The organism is Saccharopolyspora erythraea NRRL 2338 (assembly GCF_000062885.1).
In the GTDB taxonomy this organism is placed as follows: Bacteria; Actinomycetota; Actinomycetes; order Mycobacteriales; family Pseudonocardiaceae; genus Saccharopolyspora_D; species Saccharopolyspora_D erythraea.
In genome coordinates this window covers 3,345,564-3,368,901 of the sequence record NC_009142.1, presented here as the reverse complement: position 1 = coordinate 3,368,901, position 23,338 = coordinate 3,345,564, and the positions used below count along the sequence as shown (strand labels likewise).

At 72.8% G+C, this 23,338-nt stretch carries 22 protein-coding genes; 12 read left to right on the top strand and 10 right to left on the bottom strand.

What is annotated here, in order from left to right; all coding sequences use genetic code 11:
- Window positions 1–155: 155 nt before the first annotated feature.
- Window positions 156–1,799, bottom strand: coding sequence for an FAD-dependent monooxygenase (locus SACE_RS14835; protein WP_011873923.1), 1,644 nt, complete (start codon window positions 1,797–1,799; stop codon window positions 156–158).
- A gap of 21 nt (window positions 1,800–1,820) precedes the next feature.
- Window positions 1,821–2,783, bottom strand: a complete 963-nt coding sequence (locus tag SACE_RS14830) for an MBL fold metallo-hydrolase (protein WP_011873922.1) — start codon at window positions 2,781–2,783, stop codon at window positions 1,821–1,823.
- A 390-nt stretch (window positions 2,784–3,173) separates the two neighbouring features.
- Here SACE_RS14830 and SACE_RS14825 point away from each other — a divergent pair, with 390 nt between their 5' ends.
- From SACE_RS14825 to SACE_RS14805, 6 genes are all read left to right on the top strand, one after another.
- Window positions 3,174–3,479, top strand: coding sequence for a DUF485 domain-containing protein (locus SACE_RS14825; protein WP_031334794.1), 306 nt, complete (start codon window positions 3,174–3,176; stop codon window positions 3,477–3,479).
- Window positions 3,476–4,990: a solute symporter family protein gene (locus SACE_RS14820; protein WP_009950822.1), complete on the top strand. Its 1,515-nt coding sequence runs from the start codon at window positions 3,476–3,478 to the stop codon at window positions 4,988–4,990. The genes SACE_RS14825 and SACE_RS14820 overlap by 4 nt, the downstream gene beginning before the upstream one ends.
- Window positions 4,962–5,099, top strand: coding sequence for a hypothetical protein (locus SACE_RS39225; RefSeq protein WP_009950823.1), 138 nt, complete (start codon window positions 4,962–4,964; stop codon window positions 5,097–5,099). Before SACE_RS14820 ends, SACE_RS39225 begins: the two co-directional genes overlap by 29 nt.
- 138 nt (window positions 5,100–5,237) lie before the next feature.
- Window positions 5,238–6,095 (top strand): helix-turn-helix transcriptional regulator, encoded by an 858-nt coding sequence (locus SACE_RS14815; RefSeq protein WP_009950824.1) that lies wholly within the window; start codon window positions 5,238–5,240, stop codon window positions 6,093–6,095.
- Window positions 6,096–6,208: 113 nt separating this feature from the next.
- Complete coding sequence (locus SACE_RS14810) at window positions 6,209–7,735, top strand: AMP-binding protein (RefSeq protein WP_011873920.1); 1,527 nt, start codon at window positions 6,209–6,211, stop codon at window positions 7,733–7,735.
- Between the two features lie 117 nt (window positions 7,736–7,852).
- On the top strand, window positions 7,853–8,572 hold the full coding sequence (locus SACE_RS14805; RefSeq protein WP_308196708.1) for an MBL fold metallo-hydrolase: 720 nt from the start codon (window positions 7,853–7,855) through the stop codon (window positions 8,570–8,572).
- Between the two features lie 136 nt (window positions 8,573–8,708).
- On the opposite strand, the gene SACE_RS14800 is transcribed toward SACE_RS14805, so the two are convergent.
- Window positions 8,709–9,191, bottom strand: a complete 483-nt coding sequence (locus SACE_RS14800) for a DoxX family protein (protein WP_009950827.1) — start codon at window positions 9,189–9,191, stop codon at window positions 8,709–8,711.
- A gap of 150 nt (window positions 9,192–9,341) precedes the next feature.
- Here SACE_RS14800 and SACE_RS14795 point away from each other — a divergent pair, with 150 nt between their 5' ends.
- The gene (locus tag SACE_RS14795; RefSeq protein ID WP_009950828.1) at window positions 9,342–10,505 is read left to right on the top strand and encodes a MalY/PatB family protein; all 1,164 of its coding nucleotides are present in this window, start codon (window positions 9,342–9,344) and stop codon (window positions 10,503–10,505) included.
- Window positions 10,506–10,654: 149 nt separating this feature from the next.
- Here the strand turns inward: SACE_RS14795 and SACE_RS14790 are convergent, their stop codons facing one another.
- The 3 genes from SACE_RS14790 to SACE_RS14785 all read right to left on the bottom strand — a co-directional run bounded on the left by SACE_RS14790 (window position 10,655) and on the right by SACE_RS14785 (window position 13,216).
- Entirely contained in the window at window positions 10,655–11,779 is a 1,125-nt protein-coding gene (locus SACE_RS14790) for an SDR family oxidoreductase (RefSeq protein ID WP_021342031.1), read from the bottom strand.
- On the bottom strand, window positions 11,776–11,907 hold the full coding sequence (locus SACE_RS39725; RefSeq protein ID WP_009950832.1) for a hypothetical protein: 132 nt from the start codon (window positions 11,905–11,907) through the stop codon (window positions 11,776–11,778). The genes SACE_RS14790 and SACE_RS39725 overlap by 4 nt, the downstream gene beginning before the upstream one ends.
- Window positions 11,908–12,265: 358 nt before the next feature.
- Window positions 12,266–13,216, bottom strand: coding sequence for a manganese catalase family protein (locus SACE_RS14785; RefSeq protein ID WP_009950833.1), 951 nt, complete (start codon window positions 13,214–13,216; stop codon window positions 12,266–12,268).
- A gap of 193 nt (window positions 13,217–13,409) precedes the next feature.
- On the opposite strand from SACE_RS14785, the gene SACE_RS14780 reads away from it, so the two are divergent.
- The 3 genes from SACE_RS14780 (at window position 13,410) to SACE_RS14770 (ending at window position 14,935) form a co-directional block, all read left to right on the top strand.
- On the top strand, window positions 13,410–13,976 hold the full coding sequence (locus SACE_RS14780; protein ID WP_009950834.1) for a hypothetical protein: 567 nt from the start codon (window positions 13,410–13,412) through the stop codon (window positions 13,974–13,976).
- Window positions 13,977–13,999: 23 nt separating this feature from the next.
- Window positions 14,000–14,329, top strand: coding sequence for a DUF3140 domain-containing protein (locus SACE_RS14775; RefSeq protein WP_009950835.1), 330 nt, complete (start codon window positions 14,000–14,002; stop codon window positions 14,327–14,329).
- A gap of 102 nt (window positions 14,330–14,431) precedes the next feature.
- Window positions 14,432–14,935 carry a hypothetical protein gene (locus SACE_RS14770; RefSeq protein WP_011873918.1) on the top strand — a complete coding sequence of 168 codons (504 nt, stop codon included), beginning with the start codon at window positions 14,432–14,434 and terminating at the stop codon, window positions 14,933–14,935.
- A 12-nt stretch (window positions 14,936–14,947) separates the two neighbouring features.
- Here the strand turns inward: SACE_RS14770 and SACE_RS14765 are convergent, their stop codons facing one another.
- The 4 genes from SACE_RS14765 to SACE_RS14750 all read right to left on the bottom strand — a co-directional run bounded on the left by SACE_RS14765 (window position 14,948) and on the right by SACE_RS14750 (window position 19,618).
- Complete coding sequence (locus SACE_RS14765) at window positions 14,948–16,240, bottom strand: SLC13 family permease (protein ID WP_009950837.1); 1,293 nt, start codon at window positions 16,238–16,240, stop codon at window positions 14,948–14,950.
- Window positions 16,241–16,382: 142 nt separating this feature from the next.
- Window positions 16,383–17,249, bottom strand: coding sequence for a hydroxymethylglutaryl-CoA lyase (locus tag SACE_RS14760; RefSeq protein ID WP_009950838.1), 867 nt, complete (start codon window positions 17,247–17,249; stop codon window positions 16,383–16,385).
- A gap of 1 nt (window position 17,250) precedes the next feature.
- Window positions 17,251–18,561, bottom strand: coding sequence for a CaiB/BaiF CoA transferase family protein (locus SACE_RS14755; RefSeq protein WP_009950839.1), 1,311 nt, complete (start codon window positions 18,559–18,561; stop codon window positions 17,251–17,253).
- Between the two features lie 391 nt (window positions 18,562–18,952).
- Window positions 18,953–19,618, bottom strand: coding sequence for an IclR family transcriptional regulator domain-containing protein (locus SACE_RS14750; protein ID WP_009950841.1), 666 nt, complete (start codon window positions 19,616–19,618; stop codon window positions 18,953–18,955).
- A 291-nt stretch (window positions 19,619–19,909) separates the two neighbouring features.
- Here SACE_RS14750 and SACE_RS14745 point away from each other — a divergent pair, with 291 nt between their 5' ends.
- Window positions 19,910–21,547, top strand: a complete 1,638-nt coding sequence (locus tag SACE_RS14745; RefSeq protein ID WP_011873917.1) for an ABC transporter ATP-binding protein — start codon at window positions 19,910–19,912, stop codon at window positions 21,545–21,547.
- A gap of 11 nt (window positions 21,548–21,558) precedes the next feature.
- Window positions 21,559–23,316, top strand: a complete 1,758-nt coding sequence (locus SACE_RS14740) for an ABC transporter ATP-binding protein (RefSeq protein ID WP_009949800.1) — start codon at window positions 21,559–21,561, stop codon at window positions 23,314–23,316.
- Window positions 23,317–23,338 lie beyond the last annotated feature (22 nt).

Genomic DNA, 23,338 nt, shown 5'->3' with positions numbered 1-23,338 from the left:
CGTCGGCCGCAACGGCTTCCGCAGTGTCCGTCCCGCCCCGCGCACCCGCAACCAGGGCACCACGCTCGGACCGGACTCGCCGCCGGGGACACGGCGACGAGTCCGGCGCAGACCTACCCGTGAATCTTTCGGGTTGCCCTGGCGACCCGAAGGACTCACGAAGTGGACGCCGGCCTTTCGGCCCCGGACCGCATGGGCTGAGCCGGGGATGCGGCGAGGAGCTTGCGCAGGGCGCAGAGCACGGCGGTGCGGTCCGGGTGCGTGAGTACGGCCGCGACATGGGCATCCGGCCTGATCACCCACAGCTCGCCCGGCCCGGCCGACAGTGCCTCCCCGAGCGCGCCGGCGCGGTCGATCGCGGCTAGGTCGAGACAACGCACCGGGGCCGCGATCCCGGTGGCCGCGGCACGCACCTCGGTCTGGTCGACCCCACCGCAGGCCAGCAGCAGCACACCGTCCCGCGCCAGTTCCCGGAACCGGGTCGTGCCCCTGCCGGGAACCGACACCGGCGCGTCCGGCACCAGCACGCCGGGACCGGGTCGCGGTGTCCTCCCCCGTTCCGGGCGGCACGCGGGCGGACGGGCGGCGCTCGGGGTCGTAAGCGGCGAGCGGGCGTACCAGTACGGCTCGGACAGCCGTCCGGAGTCGACCTCGGCCCACGCCGTGCGGTCGTGCGCGGCACGCTCCAGGATCGCGGTGCGCCGCTGCCGCTCCTGCTCGTCACCGGGGACCAGGAAACGCATCGTCGTGCCGGTGACCTCCAGGTTCTCCACCGCGGCCGCGTGTCGTTCGTCGTGGTAGCTGTCGAGCAGCCGTTCGCCCGCCCAGCCGTGCACGACGAAGGCGATCTTCCACGCCGCGTTCTCGGCGTCCTGCACACCGGAGTTGAGGCCCCGCGCACCGAACGGGGACACCAGGTGGGCGCAGTCGCCCGCCAGCAGGACGCGGCCGGCCCGCATCCGGTCCACCAGCCGCGAGTGGAACCGGTACACCGACTTCCACACGATCTCGTACGGGCGCTCGCCGATGATCGCGCGGATCCGCTCGTCCAGCGCTCCGCACGCCTCCTCGGCGTCGAGGTCGTAGCCCGCCGGGACCTGCCAGTCGATGCGGAAGGTGGAGTCCGGGCACGGGTGGATGAGCACCTGTCTGCCGGGGTTCCACGCCGGGTCGAAGTAGAAGCGCCGCTCCTCCGCCCAGTCCGGCAGGTCGGTGCGGATGTCGCAGATCAGGAACCGGTCGTCGAACGACCGCCCGGCGAACTCCACGCCCAGCATCCGCCGCACCGCGTCACCGCGCGCCCCGGCGCAGGCCACCGCCCAGCAGCCCTCGACGGTGGCCGTCCCCTCCGGCGTGTCGCAGCGGAGCCGGACCCCGGCTCCGTCCTGCTCGATCCCGGTGACTCGGTGGTCCCACCGGACGTCGATGAGCGGTTCGGCCGCGATGCGCTCGTCCAGGATCTCCTCGGTGCGGGCCTGGGAGAGGTTGACGAACGGCGGGAAAGCCGGACTGCCCCGTTCCTGGAAGGAGTACCCGAACAGCTCGCGGTCGCGGTAGAAGGTGCGCGCGGTGGTCCAGGTGACTCCCTCGTCCGCGATCCGGCGCCCGGCTCCCACCGCGTTCCACACGTCGAGGACGTCGCGCTGCTGGCAGATCGCCTTCGAACCGACCGGGTCGCGCCGCGGACGCTGGTCGAGCAGCACCACCGGCACCGCCCACCGGGCCAGCAGGAGCGCGGTGGTCTGCCCGACGGGACCGCCGCCCAGCACCAGCACCGGCGGGGACTGACTCGCGTTCATCGGGCTCCAATCGGCGACGGCTCAGCCCTGCAACCGGTCCCAGACCTCGCGGTCGCGCTCGGCGGTCCAGATCACCGGACGCTCCACACCGGACAGTTCGTCCCACAGGCGTGCCACGTCGAAGGGCAGGCAGTGCTCGAAGATCGGCCAGCGCCCGTAGGTGCCGACCAGAGCGGCGTGGCAGGCGTCGAAGGCGCCCTTGAGCGTGCCGTCGCGCTCCTGCTCCGCGCGGACCTCTCGGATCATCACCTCCAGGAAATGCCTGGTCTGCTCGATCGCGGCGCGCACTCGGTCACGACCGCGGGCGACCGCGCCCCGTCCGCCGACCAGCGCCTCGGCGTCCAGAGCCGCCACGGAGTCCAATGTGGAGGTCGACCAGTCGAGGTGGAAGGCGTCGCCGGTGTAGAGCGCGGCCTGCGCCTCGACCAGGTCGCCTGCGAACAGGATGCGCTGCTGCGGCAGCCAGCCGACGATGTCGCCCTCGGTGTGCCCCCGGCCGCAGTGGCGCAACTCCAACTCGCCCCGGTCGCCGCCCAGCGGAATCGTCAGCCGGTCGCTGAACGTCACGCTCGGCCAGGTGAGACCCGGGATCGACTCCGGTTCCTTGAACAGCCTCGGCATCCGCCCGAACTCCGATTCCCAGTCCTGCTTGCCGCGTTCGGCGATCAACGCTCGGGTGTCGTCGTGGGCGATGACGACCTCGGCGTCGAACGCGCTCGCGCCCAGCACCCGCACCGCGTGGTAGTGCGACAGCACCAGGTACTTGACCGGCTTGTCGGTGTGCTCGCGCAGCCTGGCCAGCCACTCCCGGGCGGCGGTGGGCGTGGCCAGGGCCTCGAAACAGACCAGGAAGTCCTCGCCCTCGACGGCACCGACGTTCGGATCGCCCTCGGCGGTCAGCGCGTACACGCCGTCGGCCAGCACCTCCAGCGTCTGCTCCTTGTCGGCCAGGTCTCCCGACGACGCGAACGGCTTCGCACCCATGACTTCTCCACTTCGATCAAAGCTTTTACTAGTCAACTGTGGTGCCGCACACTAAGTCAAGCAACGCGACGACGGAAGGCTCCGGCGTGAGTTCGCCCGGACAGAGCCAGCGGTCCCCCATAGCGACCGACTGCCGCACGGCGATACCTGATCCCCCAGCCCGCCTCGGCTCGCAAAAGACCGGCACTTCTTCCAAAACAGCTCATCGAACTGGCTGCGAGCGCCCGTTCACCCGCCCCCCGAAGTCCGCGCCAGCCCGAGCCAGCGCCTTGACCGAGTAAGTGGGCAACCCTCCTTGTGAGCTGTGCGGTGCGTCACTACTCTCTCGCATCAATCCAATGTTTGACTATCTCGTCGCCGTTCAGGCCATCTCACCGACTGCGAGGGCTCATGGCTGCTCCATCGCCGGACCGTCCCACCGGAAGCGACGAGGACGCGGTGCTCGTCATGGCCAAGCGCCGCCGGTCGCTCGCCCTCGGCAGCGCGGGCGTGCTGCTCGCCGGATTCCTCGGCTACGTCGCGCTCACCACGTCCACGACGGTGCTCTCCGGCCGGATCGCCGGTCTCGGCACCGCCTACTGGGCCGGCTTCGCGATCTTCGGCGTCATCCTCGCGGTCGCGCACGGCTACGCGCGGTGGGCGCGGCGGATGGACGCGCTGGTGCGAGCCGGGAAGCAGCGGGGTGAGCGGGGGTGATCCTCAGCGTCTCGATCGTCGCCGGCATCCTCGCGCTCACCCTGGCCATCACCTGGGTCGCGGCCAGGCGCAACACCTCGGCCTCGTCGCACTACGTCGCCGAGGGACAGGTAGGGACCGTCGGCAACGGGCTGGCCATCGCAGGCGACTACGTCTCGGCGGCCTCGTTCCTCGGCATCAGCGGCGCCATCGCGCTGACCGGATTCAACGGCTTCTACCTGGCATCGGCCGTGCCGCTGGCCTATCTGCTGGTGCTGCTGGTCATCGCCGAGCCGTTGCGCAACCTCGGCCGCTTCACCCTCGCCGACGCCGTCGCGGCGCGCTTCCGCGGACGCGGCCTGCGCGGCTGGCTGGCGGTCACCACGATCGTCATCTCCGCGATGTACATGGTGATCCAGTTCGTCGGCGCGGGGCTGCTGGTGCAGGCGCTGCTGGGAGTGGAGTTCAGCGCGGCGGTGCTCGTCCTGGGCGTGCTCATGGTCGTCTACACCACGTTCGGCGGCATGCTGGCCACGACGTGGGTGCAGGTGCTCAAGACCGGGCTGCTGCTCGGCGGCACGGCGACGGTCCTGCTGCTGGTGCTGGCCGAGTACGGGCCGGACCCGCTCGGCGTCGTGCGCGGGCTGCCCGCGGCGGCCGTGGTCGCCGAGCCGCTCGGGATCACCGGCACCGCCGACACCATCTCCCAGCAGCTGGCCCTCGCCCTCGGCGTGATGGGCCTGCCGCACGTGATGGTCCGCTTCCTCACCGTCCGCGACGCCCCCGCCGCGCGCCGCTCCGGGCTGGTCGCGCTGTGGGTGTTCAGCGCGTTCTACCTCGTCCTGCCGTTCCTCGGCTACGGCGCGCTGCGCGCGGTCGGAGCACCCGGCATCGAGGCCGCGCACGAGAAGGGCAACCTCGCCGCCGTGCAGCTCGCCGAGGTGCTCGGCGGAGAGGCGCTGCGCGCGGCCGTCGTCGGCGTCGCGCTGGCCACCATCCTGGCGGTGCTCGCCGGTGTCGCCATCGCCACCTCCGGCGCGTTCGCCCACGACCTCTACACCCACGTCGTCAAGCGCGGCGCGGTGTCACCGCGCGGGCAGCTGCGGGCGGCACGGCTGTCGCTGGTCGGCATCGCGCTGGTGGCGATGCTGCTCGCGCTGGCGGCGAAGCACTTCAACCTGGCGTTCCTGGCCAACGTGGCCTTCGCGGTCGCGGCGAGCACGAACATGCCCGTGCTGGTGCTGTCGATCTACTGGCGCGGGTTCAACCGGACCGGGGCGAGCTGGGCGCTGGCAGGCGGCCTGTTGGTCAGCCTCGGCCTCGTCGCGGTGAGCCCGAACGTCCTCGGCCCGACCGGGCTGGTCACCGGCGTGGCACCGCTGTTCCCGCTGACCATCCCCGCGCTGGTGTCGGTGCCCGCGGCGTTCGTGCTCGCCGTCGCGGGTTCCTGGTGTGGGCGCGACCGCGGCGACGAGAACACCACCGCCTTCGACGAGATCGAACGTGCCGCTCTCGTCGGAACCGAGCGATGAATCCAGGAGCGAGGAGCGCGAGCTGTTACTGTCCTTCCGGAACAAGCCGGTGCTGTTCACCCCGGACGAGGTGCGCGCCCACCAGGAGTCCGTCCGCCACCTGCCCTAGACAGAGGCAGGCGTGCTCGCCGGGTGCGAGGCGTTCGGCGTCCCGCTGAAGTAGTGTGCTCCGCAACACAAGGCAGCTCGCCGGCGCCGGCAGGCTAGGGGCCGGTGTCGGCACTGCTGTGACCTGCGAGGACGCTCCATGACAACGCCGTCGGACCAGTCCCCACCGGACCTGGGCGTGTTGCTCGCGCGAGGTGTGCGGGCGCTGCGGGAAGCGACCGAGCTGCCGGTCGCCTTCGGCGGCGCGGTCTCGGCGGACCGGCGCCGCTTCGTCATCGACCAGCTGAGCGGCACCGCCACCCGGTCGCTGCTGAACCTCACCGTCAGCTCCGGCGCCGGGCTCGGCGGCAAGGTGCTCGCGCTGGCCCGCCCCTCCGCGGTCGCCGACTACCTCACCGCCGAGGAGATCACCCACCGCTACGACGCCGCCGTGGCACCCGAGGGTCTGCGCGCGATGCTCGCCCTGCCGATCCGGGTCGGCGACGGCACGCACGCCGTCCTCTATGCGGCCGGGCGGCAGCGCACGCACTTCGGCGACGACGTGCTGCGCGCGGCGGAACGGGTCGTGCGGCGGGTCGAGCGCGACATCGCGGTGGAGCAGGAAGTGCTGCGCCGCCTGGCCCGCATGACCGCCCCCGCGACCGAACCGCGCACCGCGCTCTCCCCCGGCGAGGCCGACGAGCTCTGCACCGAGCTCCTGGCCATCGCCGCGACCATCGAGGACGAGGGCACCCGCGGCCGGCTGCTCGAGGTGTGCCGCCGCGTGAAGGCGCACGACGGGAGGTACCGGCACGGCACCCGGCCCGCGCTGTCGCCGCGGGAGACCGAGGTGCTCGCGCTGGTGGCGACCGGCTGCACCAACGACGCGGTGGCGCGGCGCCTCGGCCTGCTGCCCAACACCGTGAAGTCCTATCTGAAGAGCGCCATGAAGAAGCTGGACGCGACCAACCGCGTCCAGGCCGTCAACCGGGCCCGCCAGGCCGGACTGATCGGCTGAGCCCGCCGCTCCCCCGCGGCGCTACCCCCTTTGTGGGGTAGCGGGGCAGGTGCCCCGGAGCCATGATCAGGCCTCCGGTGGCGGTACCCGACCGGGGCAGAAAGGGGCTGGACATGTTCTTCGACCTGACGATCCGCGACTTCCTCGACCGGGCCGAGCTGGTCTACCCCGACCGGGTGGCGGTGGTCGACGAGCCCGACCAGCCCGCCCCGTCGTGGGGGTCGCTCACCTACCGGGACATGGCCCGGCTGGCCCGCGCGCAGGCGGCCGGACTGGACGCGCTGGGCGTGCCGGTCGGCGGCCGGGTGGCGATCGTGTCCCACAACGCGGCCCGGCTGCTGGTGTCGTTCTTCGGCGTGTCCGGGTGGGGACGCATCCTGGTCCCGGTCAACTTCCGGCTGGCGCCTGCCGAGGTGCGCTACATCGTCGAGCACTCCGGCGCCGACGTGCTGCTCGTCGACCCCGACCTGCGGCACCTGCTCGACACCGCGACCGCCAAGCACACCTTCGTGCTCGGCGAGGACGACGACGCCGTCTTCGGCAGCACCGCCGAACCGGCCCGCTGGGACGGCGACGAGGCGGCCACCGCGACGCTCAACTACACCTCCGGCACCACCGCCCGCCCCAAGGGCGTGCAGCTGACGCACCGCAACCTGTGGATCAACGCGACGGTCTTCGGTCTGCACACCACGCTGAACGACGACGACGTCCTGCTGCACACGCTCCCGATGTTCCACTGCAACGGCTGGGGAATGCCCTACGCGCTCACCGGGCTCGGCGGCAGGCACGTCGTGCTGCGCAAGGTCGACGGTGCGGAGATCCTGCGCCGCATCCGCGACCACGGCGTGACGATCCTGTGCGCGGCCCCTGCCGTGGTCACCGCCGCGCTGGACGCCGCCAAGGACTGGGAGGGCGAGATCCCCGGCCGCGACCGGGTTCGCATCGTCGTGGCCGGGGCGCCACCGCCCACCAGGACCATCCAGCGCGTGCGCGAGGAGCTGGGGTGGGAGTTCATCCAGATCTACGGGCTCACCGAGACCGCGCCGCTGCTGACGGTCAACCGGATGCGCTCGGAGTGGGCGGAGCTCGACGGCACCGAGCAGGCTCGCCTGCTCGGCCGTGCCGGGGCCCCGGCGATCGGGGTCCGCATCGCCGTCGACGACGGCGGCGAGGTGCTCGCGCAGTCCAACCACAACCTCGACGGCTACTGGGAGAACCCGCAGGAGACCGCGCGCGTCCAGGAGGGCGGCTGGTTCCACACCGGGGACGGCGGGACGGTGCACGACGGCTACCTGACCATCGCCGACCGCAAGAAGGACGTCATCATCACCGGCGGCGAGAACGTGTCGTCCATCGAGGTCGAGGACGCGCTCACCTCCCACCCCGCCGTGCGGGAGGTCGCGGTGATCGGCATCCCCGACGAGAAGTGGGGCGAGCTCGTCACCGCGCTCGTCGTCACCGAAGACGACACCACCACCGCCGAGGACCTCATCGGCCACTGCCGCGAGCACCTCGCGGGGTACAAGTGCCCCAAGCGCGTCGACTTCATCGACGAGCTGCCCCGCACCGCGACCGGCAAGATCCAGAAGTTCAAGCTCCGCGAACCGTTCTGGCGGGGCCAGGAGCGCCAGATCCACTGACCCCGATCCTGACCCTCGTCGGCCGGGGCTCCGGCGCGAGCCGGGACAGGGCGGATTCGTTTACGCCCACTGTGAAAGCCCGTGTGCGGCAACCGGGAACCGCTCTACCGTGCGGTGGTGGACATCGTCGAAGTGGTTCCCGGGCTGCACCGCATCCGGTTGTCCGGCACGCCCGCCTACCTGCTCAACGCCTACCTCTGGCTGGACGAACGGGAGGTGACGCTGATCGACGCCGGCGACCTCGGGCACGGGCCGCAGATCCTGTCGGCGCTGGAGCGGGTCGGGCGGTCCCCGGAGGAGCTGCGCCGGATCGTGCTCACCCACTTCCACGTCGACCACACCGGTGCGGCGGCCGAGCTCGCCGAGGCGACCGGTGCGACCGTGGTGGCGGGTGCCGCCGACGCGCCCTTCGTCCGGGGTGAGCTGCCCGGCCCACCACCGGTGCTCACCGACGCCGAGCGACCGCTTTTCGAGCAGGCGACGCCGGAGGGCAAGTCGCCGCAGGGCCCGCCGTGCCGGGTCGATCGGGAGGTGTCCGAAGGCGACTCGCTGCCGTTCGCCGGTGGCTGCACGGTGCTGGAGATCCCCGGCCACACACCGGGCAGCATCGGACTGCACCTGCCGCGTCAACGGGTGCTGCTGACCGGGGACACCGTGGCCGGCTCTGCCGGAGGCCCGCCGATCCTCGGCGGCTTCGACGTCGACCGCGAGCGGGCGTGGCGTTCGCTGCGCCGCTTGGCGGAGCTGGACGTCGACGTCGCGTGCTTCGGCCACGGAGACCCGTTCCACGGCGATGTTCGGGCAGCGCTGCGCAACGCCGAGGACCCGCTGGGGTGAGCGCCACACCGCCAGGCCGGGCCGGACGTTCGGCAGGCGAGGCGGCGGGCATCGTCATCCGACTTCGAGAAGCGTGACCATCATGGACGGTGCGCAAGTAGTCCGTTGGGCTTGACTGCCGGACCGCGGTAACCGGTCAGGCGGCCGCGGCGCGCCCGGAGACCGGGCGACGCCGGGCTCGCAGGTGGTGCACCACGACGGACAGGGTGGCCGCGAGGAAGACGACCTGCATCGCGGTGCGCGGGAGCAGTTGGTCCTCCGCGCCGGGCAGGATTCCCGCGACAGCGGCGTGGACGTTGGCCGGGAACATCACGACGAGCAGGACGCTCAGCCCGGCCGCCGCCCACGGCGCGGTGCGGTGCCACAGCAACCCGGCGGCGCCCAGCAGTTCGAGGACCCCGGTGACGGTGACGAGCAGTCCCGGCGCGGGCAGGCCGGGCGGGACCATGCTGATCAGCTGCTCGCGCATGCCGATGAAGTGCGCGCCGCCGGTCAGCACGAACATCGCGGCGAGTCCGCCGCGCACCGCGACCGGCCAGCGCCTCAGCGGGCGCACGCCGGCGGCTCCCGCCGCCAGCAGCAACAACGTGACAAGGACCAGGGCGACCAGGGGAGCCATGGGATGACCTCTGTTCCGAAGAGGCGAACTTGACCCTGTCAAGATGCACCCGGGGCCACCAACTTGTCAATGACTAGTTCCGGGTCGGCGCGTAGCATGCCCGCAGGCGATCGCCTGGCGCGGTCACACGGCACGAAGGGGGCACCGGCCATGTTCGACGACCTCGACCTCGACTCCCTGCGCCGGCGATCGGGGGTCAAGTGGTCCGCGGCCGGTCCCGGCGTGCTGCCCGCCTGGATCGCGGACATGGACTTCCCCACCGCCGAGCCCGTGCGCGAGGTGCTGCGCCGCGAGCTGGACACCGAACTCGGCTACCCCTGGTGGGACGACCGGCCCGACCTGCACCCGCTCCGGGAGGCCTTCGCCGAGCGGATGCGGCGGCGCCACGACTTCGCGGTCGACCCGGCGGTGGTGCGGGTGTTCACCGAGCTGATCCAGTCGTTGCAGGTCGTGCTGCACCTCGGGACCGCCCGGGGCGACGCCGTGGCGATGCACACGCCGACGTACCCACCGTTCCTCCAGACACTCACCGACATGGGGCGCGAACTGGTGCCGATTCCCATGGTCGACGCCGACGGCGGCTGGGGCTTCGACGCCGACCGGCTGTCCCGGGACGTCGCCGCCCGCGGCTGCCGGGCGCTGGTGCTGGTCAACCCGCAGAACCCGACGGGCCGGGTGTTCACCCGCGCCGAGCTCACCTCGATCGCCGACATCGCGGTGCGCCACGACCTGCTCGTCATCTCCGACGAGATCCACTCCGACCTCGTGCACGAACCGCACCGGCACGTCCCGATCGCCTCGCTCGGACCGGAGATCGCGTCCCGGACGGTCACGCTCACCTCCGCGAGCAAGGGGTTCAACCTGGCGGGCCTGCGCTGCTCGGTCGCCCACATCGGAGACGCGCGCATCCGCCGCGCGCTGGCCGAGCAGCCGCCGATGCTGTTCGGCGAGGTGAGCTCGCTGAGCGTGCTGGCCACCCGGACCGCGTGGCTGGAGGGCGACCCGTGGCTGGCGCAGGTGCGCTCGACGCTCGACCGCAACCGGCGGATGGTCGCCGACGCGCTGCCCGGCGGCATCGGCCACCACAGCCCCGAGGCGGGCTACCTGGCGTGGCTCGACTGCCGCGAACTCGGGCTCGGCTCGGACCCGGCGGCGTTCTTCCTCACCCACGCCGAGGTCATGCTCAGCTCCGGCCCCTCGTTCGGCCCCGGCGGTGACGGGTTCGCCCGGCTCAACTTCGCGACCTCGGGACCGATCCTCGAGGAGATGCTGCGACGCCTGCGCACCGCCGTCGAACGCCGTGCGAGCGCCTGACCCGCTGGGCGCCCGCCGAGGTGCTAAACGCATTCTGTCCACACCGGACCGCGTTGCGCGCCGCACCTCGCGGACACATCAGGGCCATCAACCATCCACTTTGGACGTAGGACAAACCCCGCCCACCGGGCGGAGAGCGCGCGGCCGCGTCACAACCTCGCCGGTGCGTCGAACACCGAACGCAGTCCGGCCAGCAGGTAGTCGGCGTCGATCGGCGCCGCCGCGGCGCGCTCGCCCAGCAGGGCTCGCACGCTGGAACTGTCGAACCGGCGGTGATGGCGCATGTAGCGCTGCACCACCGGGTACGCCTGCAGAACCGCCTCCAGCGGCGAGGTGTCCGGTGGCGCGGCGGGCACGACCCGCAGGCGCACCGGAGCCATCCGCTCCAGCACCGCGAGCAGGTCCGGCACCAGCAGGTCGCGCTGGTGGACGACGTGGTGCACCTGCACGCCCGCCGACGGCGGGTGGTCGCCGAGCCGGGCCATCACCGCGGCCGCGTGCCGGGCCTGCACGAGGTTGACCGAAGCGGTGCTGTCGGCGGGCACCCGCACCACCGGCTGGAGCTGCTCGGGCACCTCGCCCGCGAGCCCGAGCTGGGTGAGGTGCCGGTGCAGCAGCCTGGCGATCGTGGTGAGCGGGTTCAGCGGCATCTCGGCGCGGTGTGGCCGGTCGGTGATCAGCACGCTCGGCCGGTGCACGACGACCGGGCGTCCCCGGTCGGCCGCCCAGCGCTGGACCAGCGCCTCCGCCTCGTACTTCGACCGCTCGTAGTTGCACTCGAAGCCGGCATCGTCGTCGAGCACCCGCGCCGGGATCAGCCCGTAGCGGCGCGAACCGGCGACCCCGATCGTGCTGGTGTGGTGCACCAGCGGGCGCCGCTCACCCGCGGCGGCCAGGTCCAGCACGTGGCGGGTGCCCGCGACGTTGACCTCGCGCAGCCGCGAGAGGTCGCCGTCGAGGGTGGTGTCGCCCGCGCAGTGCCATATCCGGTCGATCCGGTCGGCCAGCAGCTGGAACGTCGCCGGGATCAGCCCGAGCCGGGGGCGGGTCAGCTCGACGCGCACGACCTTCAGCCGCTCCGGCAGTTCCCGCAGCACGCGCTCGGGCACGCCGACCAGGCGCAACCGCCGCTCCATGGTGTCCAGCACGGACGCGCGGTCGCGGCGCGCCAGCACGATCAGTCTGCGGTGCCGGTCCATCAGCTCGGCCACCAGGTGGATGCCGAGGAAGCCGGTGGCACCGGTGATCGCCACACCTCGCTGGTCCACGCTCACCGCGCCGTTCCGCTGTCGTGCGCGAGCCCGGCCGGCGTCATCCCCGGCAGATCCGCTGTCGCGCCGAGGAGCCCGCAGGCCGCCCCGACGATCGCGCTCGCGTCCTCCGGGTGGCCGGTCTCGGTCATGGGTGTCCTCCAGCGCGGTTCGCGTTGCCGCATGGGATCGGTCGGGGGAGATGTCGACGTCCCGGGCACGCGACGCGACGAGGCCGGAATCATCCGCGAGGCTCCCGCGGTTCTTCCGACTGCGGGCGGATGATCACACAGCGGATGGGGGCGCACAAACAGGGCTGCACCCGATCAAGTGATCATCAACCGATCTTCACCCGGCCGAGGGTGGTCGCCGGGCGCCATGACCGACGTCGTCGCGACGGGACGTGTCCGTGACACGCTCCCGGCATCGCCGCATGGCGTGCGCAGCCCGGGTTTCCAACCCAGGTCGGACCATCGACTTATGTCTACTGTGGATGGTTTCGGCCAGGACTCAGGAAGTCGATCCGTACCGCACGGGCTCCTCGGCTTCGGCCAGTTCCTGCTCGGCGGTGGCCTGCACGAGCTCGAGCAGCGCCGGGTCGAGGCCCGGGGAGAACTCCTCGGGACGCGGATCGGCGATCTCGATCGGCACCCCCTCGGGGGCCTGCGCGGTGCTGAGCGTCTTGTCACCGTCGGACGGCGATGTCGCGCGGAACAGCTTCCCGGCTTCGGAGAGGTTGTCGAGGCTGAAGGTGTACTGCCTGTTCTCCAGGCCCTGTTCCAGCAGCGCCGCGACTTCCGGGTAGCGTTCGGCGCGGGTCTTGGGGATCGGCAGGGTGCGGCCCCAGTCGACGCCGAGGCTCTCCAGCGCCTTGGCGTAGGCGTTCTCGTGGGCCTGGTCGCGCACGATCAGATAGGACACGGTGGAACGCAGCGTGCGGTTCGAGCTCATCTCGTAGATCCGGCACTTCTGCAACCGCCCGGTCGACTCGAGCATGAGGTTGTACAGCAGGTCCAGGACCAGGTTGCCGCTGTTGTAGACGTAGGAGCCGGACCAGGGGTTGCCGACCGCGTCCACCGGCATCGCGCCCTGCGCGCCTACGAGGAAGTGGTGGATGTTGCCCTGCGACAGTGCGTTGGACAAGGGGGTCCCGCCTCCGGCGGCGGGTTCGTCGAGCTCGGTCGGATTGCCCTGGTAGCGCGGCGAACCGTCGAGCAGGCGCGCGATCGTGGTGGCGATCAGCTCGACGTGGCTGATCTCCTCGGTGCCGATGCCGTGCAGCAGGTCCCGGTACGGTTTGGCCTCAGCCCCGCGGAAGTTGAAGCTCTGGAACAGGTACTGCATCATCGTCCGCATCTCGCCGAACTGGCCGCCCAGTCCCTCCTGCAGCGCGTTGGCCGCTCCCGGGTCCGGTTCGTCCGGCACGATTTCGTTGATCATGCGTTGCACGTGGTAGAACATGGCCGTCTCCCTGTGCAGGCCCCCATCACAGCAGGCCCACGCCGTCGGTTGGCGCCTGACGCCTTCCAAGCCTGCGCTTCCCGTTCCGCACCCGCATGATCGATGCGTTCCTGCTCAACGATTCACCGGAAACCGCCGCAGGCCCACGACTTTTTTCGTGCAATGCGCCGCGAGAACCTGGGTAACCGGTGTCATGGGCAAGAAGGCGAGCGACTACCGCGCCGACTACACCGACCCGCAGCTGCGGGAGCGGCTGAAGGAGCGGATCAAGGCATCGGACAAGGGCGGTGCGCCGGGGCGGTGGTCGGCGCGCAAGAGCCAGCTGCTGGCACAGGAGTACGAACGGCAGGGCGGCGGCTACCGGCACCCGCAGCGCCGCAGCCGCAGCCAGCGGGATCTGCGGCGCTGGACCGAGCAGGACTGGCGGACCGCGTCGGGCGGCACTCGCGCTCGCGGCGAGCACGGCACCGACCGCTACCTGCCGCGTGAGGCGTGGGAGGAGCTGACTCCGCAGCAGCGGCGCGAAACCCGGCAGGCCAAGCGGCGCGACGATCGCCGGGGCCGCCAGCACTCGGCCAACCCGCCGGCCGCGCGGGCGGCCCGCAAGGCCGCCGAGCTGGACGGCCTGCCCGCGGCCGAGGCCGTCAAGCAGGCGCGCAAGCTCAGTCCGCAACAGGCTCGCCGCGCGCGCGAGCACGAGAGCAGCCACAAGGGGCGGAAGACCGTGCTGCGCCAGCTCGACAAGCAGATCGACCGCTAGCCGGCGCGCCCGAGGGGGAACGCATGAACGACGAGGAAAGGCGCAGGGCCAAGGACGACTTCGGCCAGGCGGTGAACATGACCGCGAAGGAGCTGGGGGACTGGCTGGAAACCGACGAGTCGAAGTCGGTCGGCGAGGGTGCGGGCGAGTCCAAGGGCCACCGGTCGGGCCGCTGGATCGTGGACATCCTGTGCACTCCCTCCGGTGACCTCGAGCAAGGCGACTACGAACACATGCGCGAGGTGACCGGTTACGTCCGGCGCCACCTGGCGCAGCAGCCGTCCGGAGACGTCAGCCGCACAAGGTGGCGCTACTCGCTGATGAACTGGGGCCACGATCCGCTCAAGCGCTGAGCCCGGTGCCTGCTGGTGCCCCGACGACCTCAGCCGGGGGCGGCACGACGTCGGCAGGACGGCGGCTCCGGCGTCCGGCGATCAGAACCGCCTGCTGCGACGATGCGGCGGGTGAGCGCGTACCAGTCCGAGGGATGGAGCGACTTCGGGGTCGCGACGGCCGGCGCCGGCGCCGCGCTGGCGGGGCTGTTGTTCGTGTCGCTGTCGATCAACCTCCAGCGCATCCTCGCCGGGAACCGGCTCACCGCGCGGGCGGCCCACACCCTGGTCCTGCTCGGCGTTCCCATGGTCACCGCGCTGCTCCTGCTGATCCCCGAGCAGCATCCGGCTGCCCTGGGAGCGGAGCTGGCGACCGGCGTCGTCACCGGCGGGTGGCTGTTCCGGCTCAACCGCCCGTGGCTGCGCGCTCCGGAACAGTCCCTCGTGGCCTGGTTCCTCGGTCAGGCGGCACCGTCAGCGCTGCTGTCGCTTTCGCTCGCGCTGTCCGGCTTCGGCGTGCTGACCGGCACGCTCGGCGGCCTCTACTGGCTGCCGGTCGGCCTCATCGCCGGACTCGTGGCCGCGATGCTCAACGCCTGGGTGCTGCTGGTGGAGATCCTGCGCTGAGCGCGGGACCGGTCATGAGGTCGGCAGGACGGCGACCGACCAGGCCAGCACCGGCGCCACCAGCACGACCAGCCCGCCGTAGGCCAGCATCCGCCGCTGGAACCGCTGCTTGTCGTCCACCCTCGCCTGCGCCAGGACGATGATGCCGTTGGTCGAGAACGGGCTGACGTCCACGACGGTCGAGCAGAAGCCGAGGGCGACGACGAACCCGGCGGCGCCGATGCCGCCGAGTTCGAGCAGCGGCAACGCCAGCGGCAGCGCGATGCCCAGCGTGCCGATGGACGAGCCGAACGCCGAGAGCACCGCCACCGCCAGGCACAGCAGCAGCGCGGCGAGCAGGGGCGAACCGAGCGCCGCCGCGCCCTCGCCGAGCAGCGCCAGCGTGCCGTTCTCCTTCAGCACCGCCATGTAGGTGAGCATCCCGCACACCAGCAGCACCGCCGACCAGGCGACGTCCTTCATCGAGTCCTGGTGCCGGTTCGGCGAGACCAGCAGCAGGGCGCTTCCCACCACGAACGCGGTGACCCCCACGTCGGCACCCAGCAACCCCGACACCAGCAGCGCCGCCATCCCGGTCAGCGTCAGCACCCGTCGCGGAGTCACCGGAACCGCGCGCAGCACGGCGGTACCGGCCACCGGAGGCGCGAGCGTGGCCGCCCCTCCCCCGCCCGCCGGCTCGGCTTCCTCGACCGGGCCGACGCGGTCGTCCTCCCGCTTCAGCAGGTCGCGCCCGAGCACGAGGAACAGCACCACCGCGAACGCGACGTTGAGCGCGAACGGCACGGCGAACAGCAGGAGCGGCGACACGTCGAGCCCCGCGCGGGCGACCATGCCCGTGGTGAACGCCCCGTACACGGTGATGGGCGAGAACGCGGCGGACAGCGCGCCGTGGCTGAGCATCATGCCCATCAGCAGCGGATTGATGCGGTAGCGCTCGGCGACGGGCATCGCGATCGGGGCGAGCATCCCGACCGCCAGCACCGAACCGAGCGACATCAGCACCGCCGCCAGCGCGAACATCAGCCACACCACCGCCCACCGGCGCCCCCGCACCAGGCGCAGCGAGGCCGACACCACCAGGTCGATCGTGCCGTTGACCCGGGCCACCCCGAACAGCAGCGTGATACCGACGACCAGCACGAAGACGTCTCCGGGGAAGAACCCCAGCACCGCCTCGATCCCGACCCCCGACAGGCCGCCGACCAGGAACGCCGCCAGGAAGGCGACTATCCCCATGTTCACCGGCGTCGTGGTGGCCACGACGAAGACGGCGGCGAGCACGAGCAACGACAACGCATGGACCATGGCCGACCTGTTCCGGTCACGCGAACCCGGGCCGGGCGCCGGGCGACGTCACCATTGACGTAGGAATTGTTCGCGGTGGGGTCGAAAGGAGTGGTTCGAAGGGCTTGTTCGAAGAATCGGTTCGCGGGACCGGTTCGCGCGGCTAGGAGGGCGTGGGGCAGCTTCGCCCGCGCGCCAGCGCCTCGCGCACGAGCGCGACCGCCTCGGCGAGCGCGTGCTCGTCGACACCGGTGGGGATACCGCGCGCGTGCAGGTGGGCGACCAGTTCTTCGGTGGCGATGTTGCCGTGCGCCCCGGGCGCGAACGGGCAGCCCCCGTAACCGCCTGCCGCGCTGTCGAAGCGCGCGACGCCCAGCGCCAGCGCCGCGTCCACTGTGTCCAGTGCCTGGCCGTGGGCGTTGTGCAGGTGCAGGGAGAGCTCGACCTCGGGAAGCGCTTCGCGGACGACGTCCAGCGAGCGCACCACCTGCCGCGGGCTCGCGGTGCCGAGGGTGTCGGCCAACCCGATCCGGGTGATGCCCGTGCCCGCGAACCGCTGCGCGACGGCGAGCAGCCGACGGGGGTCGATGTCGCCGTCGAAAGGGCACACGAACGCGGTGGCGATCCCCGCCGCGAATCGCGTCCGCGGGTGCGCGGCGACGACCTCCGCCGCTTCCTCCAGCGCCTGCTCGACGCCGCGACCCGCGTTCGCGCGGCTGTGCCCCTGCCCCGCCGACGCGACCAGGGTGACCTCCCCCGCTCCGGCGGCGACGGCCCTGCGGACCCCTCGCGCGTTGAGCGCGAGCGCGCTGTAGCGGACGGCGTCCCGGTGCGGCAGCGCGGCGAACACCTCCTCCGCGCCCGCCATCTGCGGCACCCGCGCGGGGTTGACGAACGAGCCCGCCTCGATCTCGCGCAGCCCGGCGGCCACCAGCGCCGCCGCGATCGCGACCCGGTCGCCGACCTCGACCACGACCGGCTCGTCCTGCAGCCCGTCGCGCATCACGACCTCGGTGATGGTGACCGCCACGTCACACCACCTCCCGCGCCCGGTAGTCGCCGAGCCGCTCGGCGTCGATGCCGAGCAGACCCCCCAGCACCTCGTCGTTGTGCTCGCCCAGCTCCGGCCCGACCCAGCGCACCCGGCCCGGCGCGCCGGGCAGCCGCGGCACCACGCCCGGGAACCTGACCTCCTGCGGCTCGTCCTCCACGACGACGGGCATCGGGCGCAGCATCCCGCGCGCCCGGTAGTGCTCGTCCTCGGCGATCGCGCGGGCATCGCAGACCGGCCCCGCCGGTACTCCGGCCTCGGCCAGCACCGACACCGCCTCCGCGGCGGTGCGCTCGCTCGTCCACTTGGTGATGGCGGCGTCGAGCTCCTGCTCGCGCGCGTAGCGGGCGTCGCCGTCGGCCAGGGACGCGTCGGCGGCGAGGTCCGCCCGGCCGACCGCGGTCATCAGCCGCGCGAAGGCGCCGCTGGAGTTGCCCGCGATCATGACGGACGCGCCGTCGGAGGTCGGGTAGACACCGCTGGGCACCACGCCGGGGAGGTTGCCCGCGGTGCGCTCGCGCACCATGCCGTAGGCGTCGTACTCGGGCACCAGCGACTCCACCGCCATGAACACCGACTCGTACAGGGCGACGTCGGCGACCCTCGGCCCCGGATGCGGACGGCCTTTCTCCTTGGCCAGCAACAACACCAGGGCACCGACCGCGCCGTGCAGCCCGGCCAGCACGTCGCCGACCGGAGCCGCGGGCCGCACCGGTGGCCGGTCGGCGTGGCCGGTGATCTGGCGCAGGCCGCCGAAAGCCTCGGCCACCCCGCCGAACCCGGCGCGCTCGCGGTACGGACCGGTTTGGCCGTAGCCGGAGATGCGGACCAGCACGACGTCGGGGTTCGCCGCGGTGAGCTCGTCGGGGCCCATGCCCCAGCGCTCCAGCGTCCCGGGGCGGAAGTTCTCCACGACGACGTCGCAGCGCCGCACCAGGTCGAGCGCGATGGCCCTGCCCTCCGGCGTGCGCAGGTCCAGGGTCACCGACTTCTTGTTGCGCGCCATGGTCCGGAACATCATCGAGGTGCTCCCGCGCGGGCGCCGCCAGCCGCGCAGCTCGTCGCCCGAGCCCGGTTTCTCGATCTTGACCACCTCCGCGCCGAAGTCGGCGAACAAACGGGTGGCGAACGGTGCCGCGATGAAGTTGCCCAGTTCCAGCACGCGGATGCCGGATAGCAGTCCCGGCTCGCCTGGGCCGGCTGCGGGCCCGGCGTCCATTCCGGCGCCCACCCCGGTTCCGCATTCGGCTTCGATGTCGACCACGAACAGCCCCTTCGCGTCGTTTATCAAATAACGAGAATGCTTGCTCGTTTTACGAGAAGGAAGGTACGGTGCGACGGCCCCGAGGGCAAGGGGCGGTTTCCGAGGCGGGCGCGGCTGGCGCGTGCGGACGGGCGGGCGCGGCACGGCGCGGACGCAAGGGGCGCCCCGCACGAGGCGGGGTTCGACCAGGGCGGCGGGCGCGAGGCGGTTCGCAGCCGGGTGCATCAGCGCCGGGACCCGCGACGCGGCGAGCGCAAGCCTTCCGGACGCCTGGACTCAGCGGCGGCCGGCCTCAGGACGGGCGCGATACCTTCGGCCACTCGGGCACTGCGCGACTCCGCCCACTCGTGGTCACCGGTGGGCGCGGAACCTCCGCGCAGTCGGACTCAACACCGTGCGCGCGAGGCCGGCCGCCCCGTCAGCGGCTGAGGAGTGCTTCCTCCAGCCGTTCGGCCGCCGCGACCACGAGCGCGCCCCATTGCGCGCCGGGACCTTCCGCGCGGACGCGGGAGACGGGCGCGGCGACGCACACGGCCGCGACGATCTCCGTCGCGTAGTGCACCGGCGCCGACACCGAGCAAAGCCCCGGCGTGCGCACGGAAACGCTCTCGAACCACCGCCGCGACGACTCGCCCGGCTCCTCGGTCAGCGCCTGCGCCGCGGACCCCTTGGCCGACAGCGGCAGCGCGGTGCCGACGGGCAGCGACGCCCGCAGCTCCGAGGTCGACTCGACGCAGGCCAGGCACACCCGCGAGTCACCGCGCGGCACCCACACCTGCGCGGTCTCGCCGGTCTCGCGCCGCAGCTCCTCCAGCACCGGCGACGCCGCGGCGGCCAGCGCGGTGGAGGCGAACCTGGAGCCGACGTGGTGGCGGCCCTCGGCGTCGCGGAACAGCAGGCCGTGGACGACCATCGCGGCGGCCAGCCGGTGCACGGTGGGCACCGCCAGCCCGAGGTGGCGGGCCAGTTCGCTGGCCCCCATCGGCCGCGCCTCGACCGCGTCGAGGATGGCGACCACGCGGTCGAGCACGCCGACCCCGGTCGCCCGGCGCACGATCCCGTCTCCACCGCCCGCGTCGCCCACAACGACACACTAACCACCCCGCCGCCGCGTGCCGCCGCGGATCACCGCCTCGCCCGTCCGCTCCTCCACCCGGCCGAAAGCGCGGCGCCGTCCGGCGGGCGTCAGAATCGGGCGGTGCGCCCCGAACCGGGCCCTGGTGGACAACATCTTTTAGAGTAGGCTTACCTAACACTTGGGCCTTGTGCACTGAGACCTCGGTGCCCCCGCCTGCGGGGCAGGCGATGAGCGGAGTCAGGAGGTGGTGGGGTGCGCACCGGGGTGCCATCCGGCCGCGAAGTGCTGAAGAAAGCCATGTCCGGGCAGACCCGGTTCCTCGTCGGGTCCTCGCTGCTGGCGAGCGGCCACCAGGCGGGTGAGGCCCTGGTGCCGGTGCTCATCGGCGTGGTGATCGACCAGGCCGTCGCCGGCGGCTCGGTCGGCGACCTCGCCCTGTGGCTCGGCGCGCTGGCCGCCACGTTCGCGGCCCTGTCGAGCTGCTACCGGTTCGCCGTCCGCGCGTCCGAGCGGGCCGCCGAGCAGTCCGCGCACGACCTCCGGACCGAGCTGAGCCGCCGGGTCCTCGACCCCCGCGGCGGCGCCGAGGAGGGCCACCTGCCCGGTGCGCTGGTGAACATCGCCACCGAGGACGCGCGCCGCGTCGGCGCGATCGCCTCGGCGGTGCCGTTCGGCGTCTCGGCGCTGGCGGGCGTGGCCGTGACGGCCGTGGTGCTGCTGCGGATGTCGGTCCCGCTCGGCCTGCTGATCCTGCTCGGCGCGCCGCCGCTGCTGTGGCTGATCCACCTGGTCGGCAAACCGCTGGAGCGCCGCAGCGGGCTGGAGCAGCAGCGGGCCGCCGACGCCTCCGGCATCGCCGCCGACCTGGTGGGCGGGCTGCGGATCCTCAAGGGCATCGGCGCGGAGTCCGCGGCGATCGCCCGCTACCACCGCACCAGCCGCGACTCGCTGGACGCCAGCGTGCGCTCGGCAGGTGCCCGCGCCTGGCACAACGGCGCGATCCTGGCCATGAACGGCGTGTTCATCGCCGTCGTCGCGCTGGTCGGCGGACGGCTGGCCGCCGGCGGCGCCCTCAGCGTCGGCGAGCTGGTCTCCGCGGTGGGACTAGCGCAGTTCCTGCTCGGCCCCCTGTCGATCTTCACCATGGTCAACGCCCGCCTGGCGCAGGGCCGCGCCTCGGCGGAGCGGGTCGCCGCGGTGCTCGCCGCCCCGCACGCCGTCGCGGCGGGTGCCGAGCGGCTGCCGGAGCCGGTCCGCGGCCGGGTCCGGTTCCGCGGCGTCAGCCACGCCGCCCTCGCCGGTGCCGACTTCGACATCGCCGCCGGCGAGCTGGTCGGGGTGGTCACCACGTCCCCGTCGACCGCGACCGCGCTGCTGGAATGCCTGGCCCGGGACGTGGACCCCGCCTCCGGTTCGGTCGAGCTCGACGGTGTCGCGCTGTCCTGCCTGGATCCCGCCGAGGCCCGCCGCGCGCTGCTCGTCGCCGCGCACGACGCCGACCTGTTCGAAGGCACCGTCCTGGACAACGTGCGCTGCGAGTCCGAACGGGACAGCGCACCTGCTATCCGCGCCGCCGGGGTCGACGAGGTGGCGCGGGCGCTGCCGGACGGCCTCGACACCGCGCTGACCGAGCGCGGCCACTCGCTGTCGGGCGGCCAGCGCCAGCGGGTCGCCCTCGCCCGGGCGCTGGCCGCCGATCCGCCCGTGCTGGTGGTGCACGACCCGACGACCGCGGTCGACGCGGTGACCGAGGCGCGCATCGCCGCCGGGATCCGCGAGATCCGCCGCTCCCGCACGACCGTCCTGGTCACCACCAGCCCGGCCCTGCTGGCCGTCACCGACCGCGTGCTCGTGCTCGACGGGACGTCGGTGCGCCACGGCCACCACAGCGAACTGGTCGACGACGAGAACTACCGCACGGCGGTACTGGCATGACGGAGGCACCTGTGCAGGGCGACCTGCTCCCCACCGCCACCCCGGCCCGCACCCGCGGCGTGGTCGGCTCCCTGCTCCGCGCGCACTGGCCGCTGGCAGGGGCCGCGTTCGCGGTCCTGCTCGCGGCCACCGCGATCAGCCTGCTGACCGCGCCGCTGCTCGGCCGCGTGGTCGACGTCATCGCCTCCGGGCAGCCCGCCGACGCGCTGACCTGGCCGGTGGCGCTGCTCGGGCTGGTCGCCGTCGCCCGCGGCGCGGCCACCGGCTGCGGGCTGTCGCTGATGGGCAGACTCGGCGAGACGCTGCTCGCGACGCTGCGCGAGGTCTTCGTGCAGCGGGTGCTGCACCTGCCGCTCGATCGCATCGAACGCGCCGGTTCCGGCGACCTCACCGCGCGGGTCACCAACGACGTGTCGATGATCGCCAAGTCGGTGCGGGAACCGCTGCCGGAGCTCGCCCAGGCGGTGCTGACCATCGCGCTCACGCTCGGCGGGCTCGCGCTGCTGGACTGGCGTTTCCTCCTCGCGGCGCTGCTGGCCGCGCCGATCCAGGTTTACACGCTGCGCTGGTACGGCCGCCGCGCGCCGCCGATCTACTCCGAGCAGCGCGTCACCGTCGGAGTCCAGCAGCAGCAGCTCCTCGACACCATCGGAGGCGCCCGCACGGTCCGCGCGTTCGGGCTCTCCGACGCGCACGTCGGGAAGGTGCGGCAGCGTTCGGGGGCGGCCGTGGCGCTGTCCCTGCGCGGGGTCCGGCTGCTGAGCAGGTTCTTCTCCCGGCTCAACCTCGCCGAGTTCGTCGGCCTGGCCGCCGTGCTGGTGACCGGGTTCCTGCTGGTCGGTGACGGGCAGGTCAGTATCGGCACCGCGACCGCCGCCGCGCTGTACTTCCACAGCCTGTTCACGCCGGTCAACATCGCGCTCGCGCTGGCCGACGACGCCCAGTCGGCGGGCGCCAGCCTCGCCCGCCTGGTGGGCGTGGCCGACCTGCCCGCCGCGGCCGAGCCGCAGTCGCCGCCCGCCCTGCTGGACACCTCGGTGAAGGCCAGCGGTGTCGCCCACTCATACGTGCCGGGCCACGAGATCCTCAGCGACCTGCACCTGCACATCGACGCCGGGGAGAAGGTCGCGCTGGTCGGTGCCAGTGGAGCGGGCAAGACCACGGTGGCCAAGCTGCTGGCCGGGGTGCACCGGCCCACGACCGGGTCGATCAGCCTCGGCGGCGTCCCGCTCGACGAGCTCGGCCCGACCGCGACCCGCGCGGCGGTGGCGCTGATCAGCCAGGAGGTGCACGTCTTCGCCGGCAGGCTGGCCGACGACCTGCGGCTGGCCCGTCCCGGCGCCACCGACGACGACCTGCGCGCGGCGCTGGAGCGCGTCCGCGCCCTGGAGTGGGCCGAGGCGCTGCCCGACGGCATCGAGACCGTGGTCGGCGACGGCGGCCACCGGCTCACCGCCACCCAGGCGCAGCAGCTCGCGCTGGCCAGGCTCGTGCTGGCCGACCCGCCGGTGGCGATCCTGGACGAAGCCACGGCCGAGGCGGGGAGCAGCGGCGCGCGGGAGCTGGAGACCGCCGCCGCGCGGGCCCTGGAGGGCCGCACCGCGCTGGTGGTGGCGCACCGCCTGACGCAGGCGGCTGCCGCGGACCGGATCGTCGTGCTCGACGCGGGGCAGGTCGTCGAGACCGGCACCCACGACGAGCTGGTGGCGGCGGGCGGCCGCTACGCGGCGCTGTGGAAGGCGTGGTCCGACACCCGCCAGCCGGTCTGAGCCCAGGCGGCCGGAGGCTCCG

Excerpts from the sequence above, each read along its gene's own strand:
- SACE_RS14775 (WP_009950835.1), top strand. The coding sequence starts at position 14,000 with ATGAACGACGAGGAAAGGCGCAGGGCCAAGGACGACTTCGGCCAGGCG.
- SACE_RS39725 (WP_009950832.1), bottom strand. The coding sequence starts at position 11,907 with ATGACCGAGACCGGCCACCCGGAGGACGCGAGCGCGATCGTCGGGGCG.
- SACE_RS14800 (WP_009950827.1), bottom strand. The coding sequence starts at position 9,191 with ATGGCTCCCCTGGTCGCCCTGGTCCTTGTCACGTTGTTGCTGCTGGCG.
- SACE_RS14825 (WP_031334794.1), top strand. The coding sequence starts at position 3,174 with ATGGCTGCTCCATCGCCGGACCGTCCCACCGGAAGCGACGAGGACGCG.
- SACE_RS14745 (WP_011873917.1), top strand. The coding sequence starts at position 19,910 with ATGTCCGGGCAGACCCGGTTCCTCGTCGGGTCCTCGCTGCTGGCGAGC.
- SACE_RS14810 (WP_011873920.1), top strand. The coding sequence starts at position 6,209 with ATGTTCTTCGACCTGACGATCCGCGACTTCCTCGACCGGGCCGAGCTG.
- SACE_RS14815 (WP_009950824.1), top strand. The coding sequence starts at position 5,238 with ATGACAACGCCGTCGGACCAGTCCCCACCGGACCTGGGCGTGTTGCTC.
- SACE_RS14770 (WP_011873918.1), top strand. The coding sequence starts at position 14,432 with ATGCGGCGGGTGAGCGCGTACCAGTCCGAGGGATGGAGCGACTTCGGG.
- SACE_RS14785 (WP_009950833.1), bottom strand. The coding sequence starts at position 13,216 with ATGTTCTACCACGTGCAACGCATGATCAACGAAATCGTGCCGGACGAA.
- SACE_RS14765 (WP_009950837.1), bottom strand. The coding sequence starts at position 16,240 with ATGGTCCATGCGTTGTCGTTGCTCGTGCTCGCCGCCGTCTTCGTCGTG.
- SACE_RS14835 (WP_011873923.1), bottom strand. The coding sequence starts at position 1,799 with ATGAACGCGAGTCAGTCCCCGCCGGTGCTGGTGCTGGGCGGCGGTCCC.
- SACE_RS14780 (WP_009950834.1), top strand. The coding sequence starts at position 13,410 with ATGGGCAAGAAGGCGAGCGACTACCGCGCCGACTACACCGACCCGCAG.
- SACE_RS14830 (WP_011873922.1), bottom strand. The coding sequence starts at position 2,783 with ATGGGTGCGAAGCCGTTCGCGTCGTCGGGAGACCTGGCCGACAAGGAG.
- SACE_RS14795 (WP_009950828.1), top strand. The coding sequence starts at position 9,342 with ATGTTCGACGACCTCGACCTCGACTCCCTGCGCCGGCGATCGGGGGTC.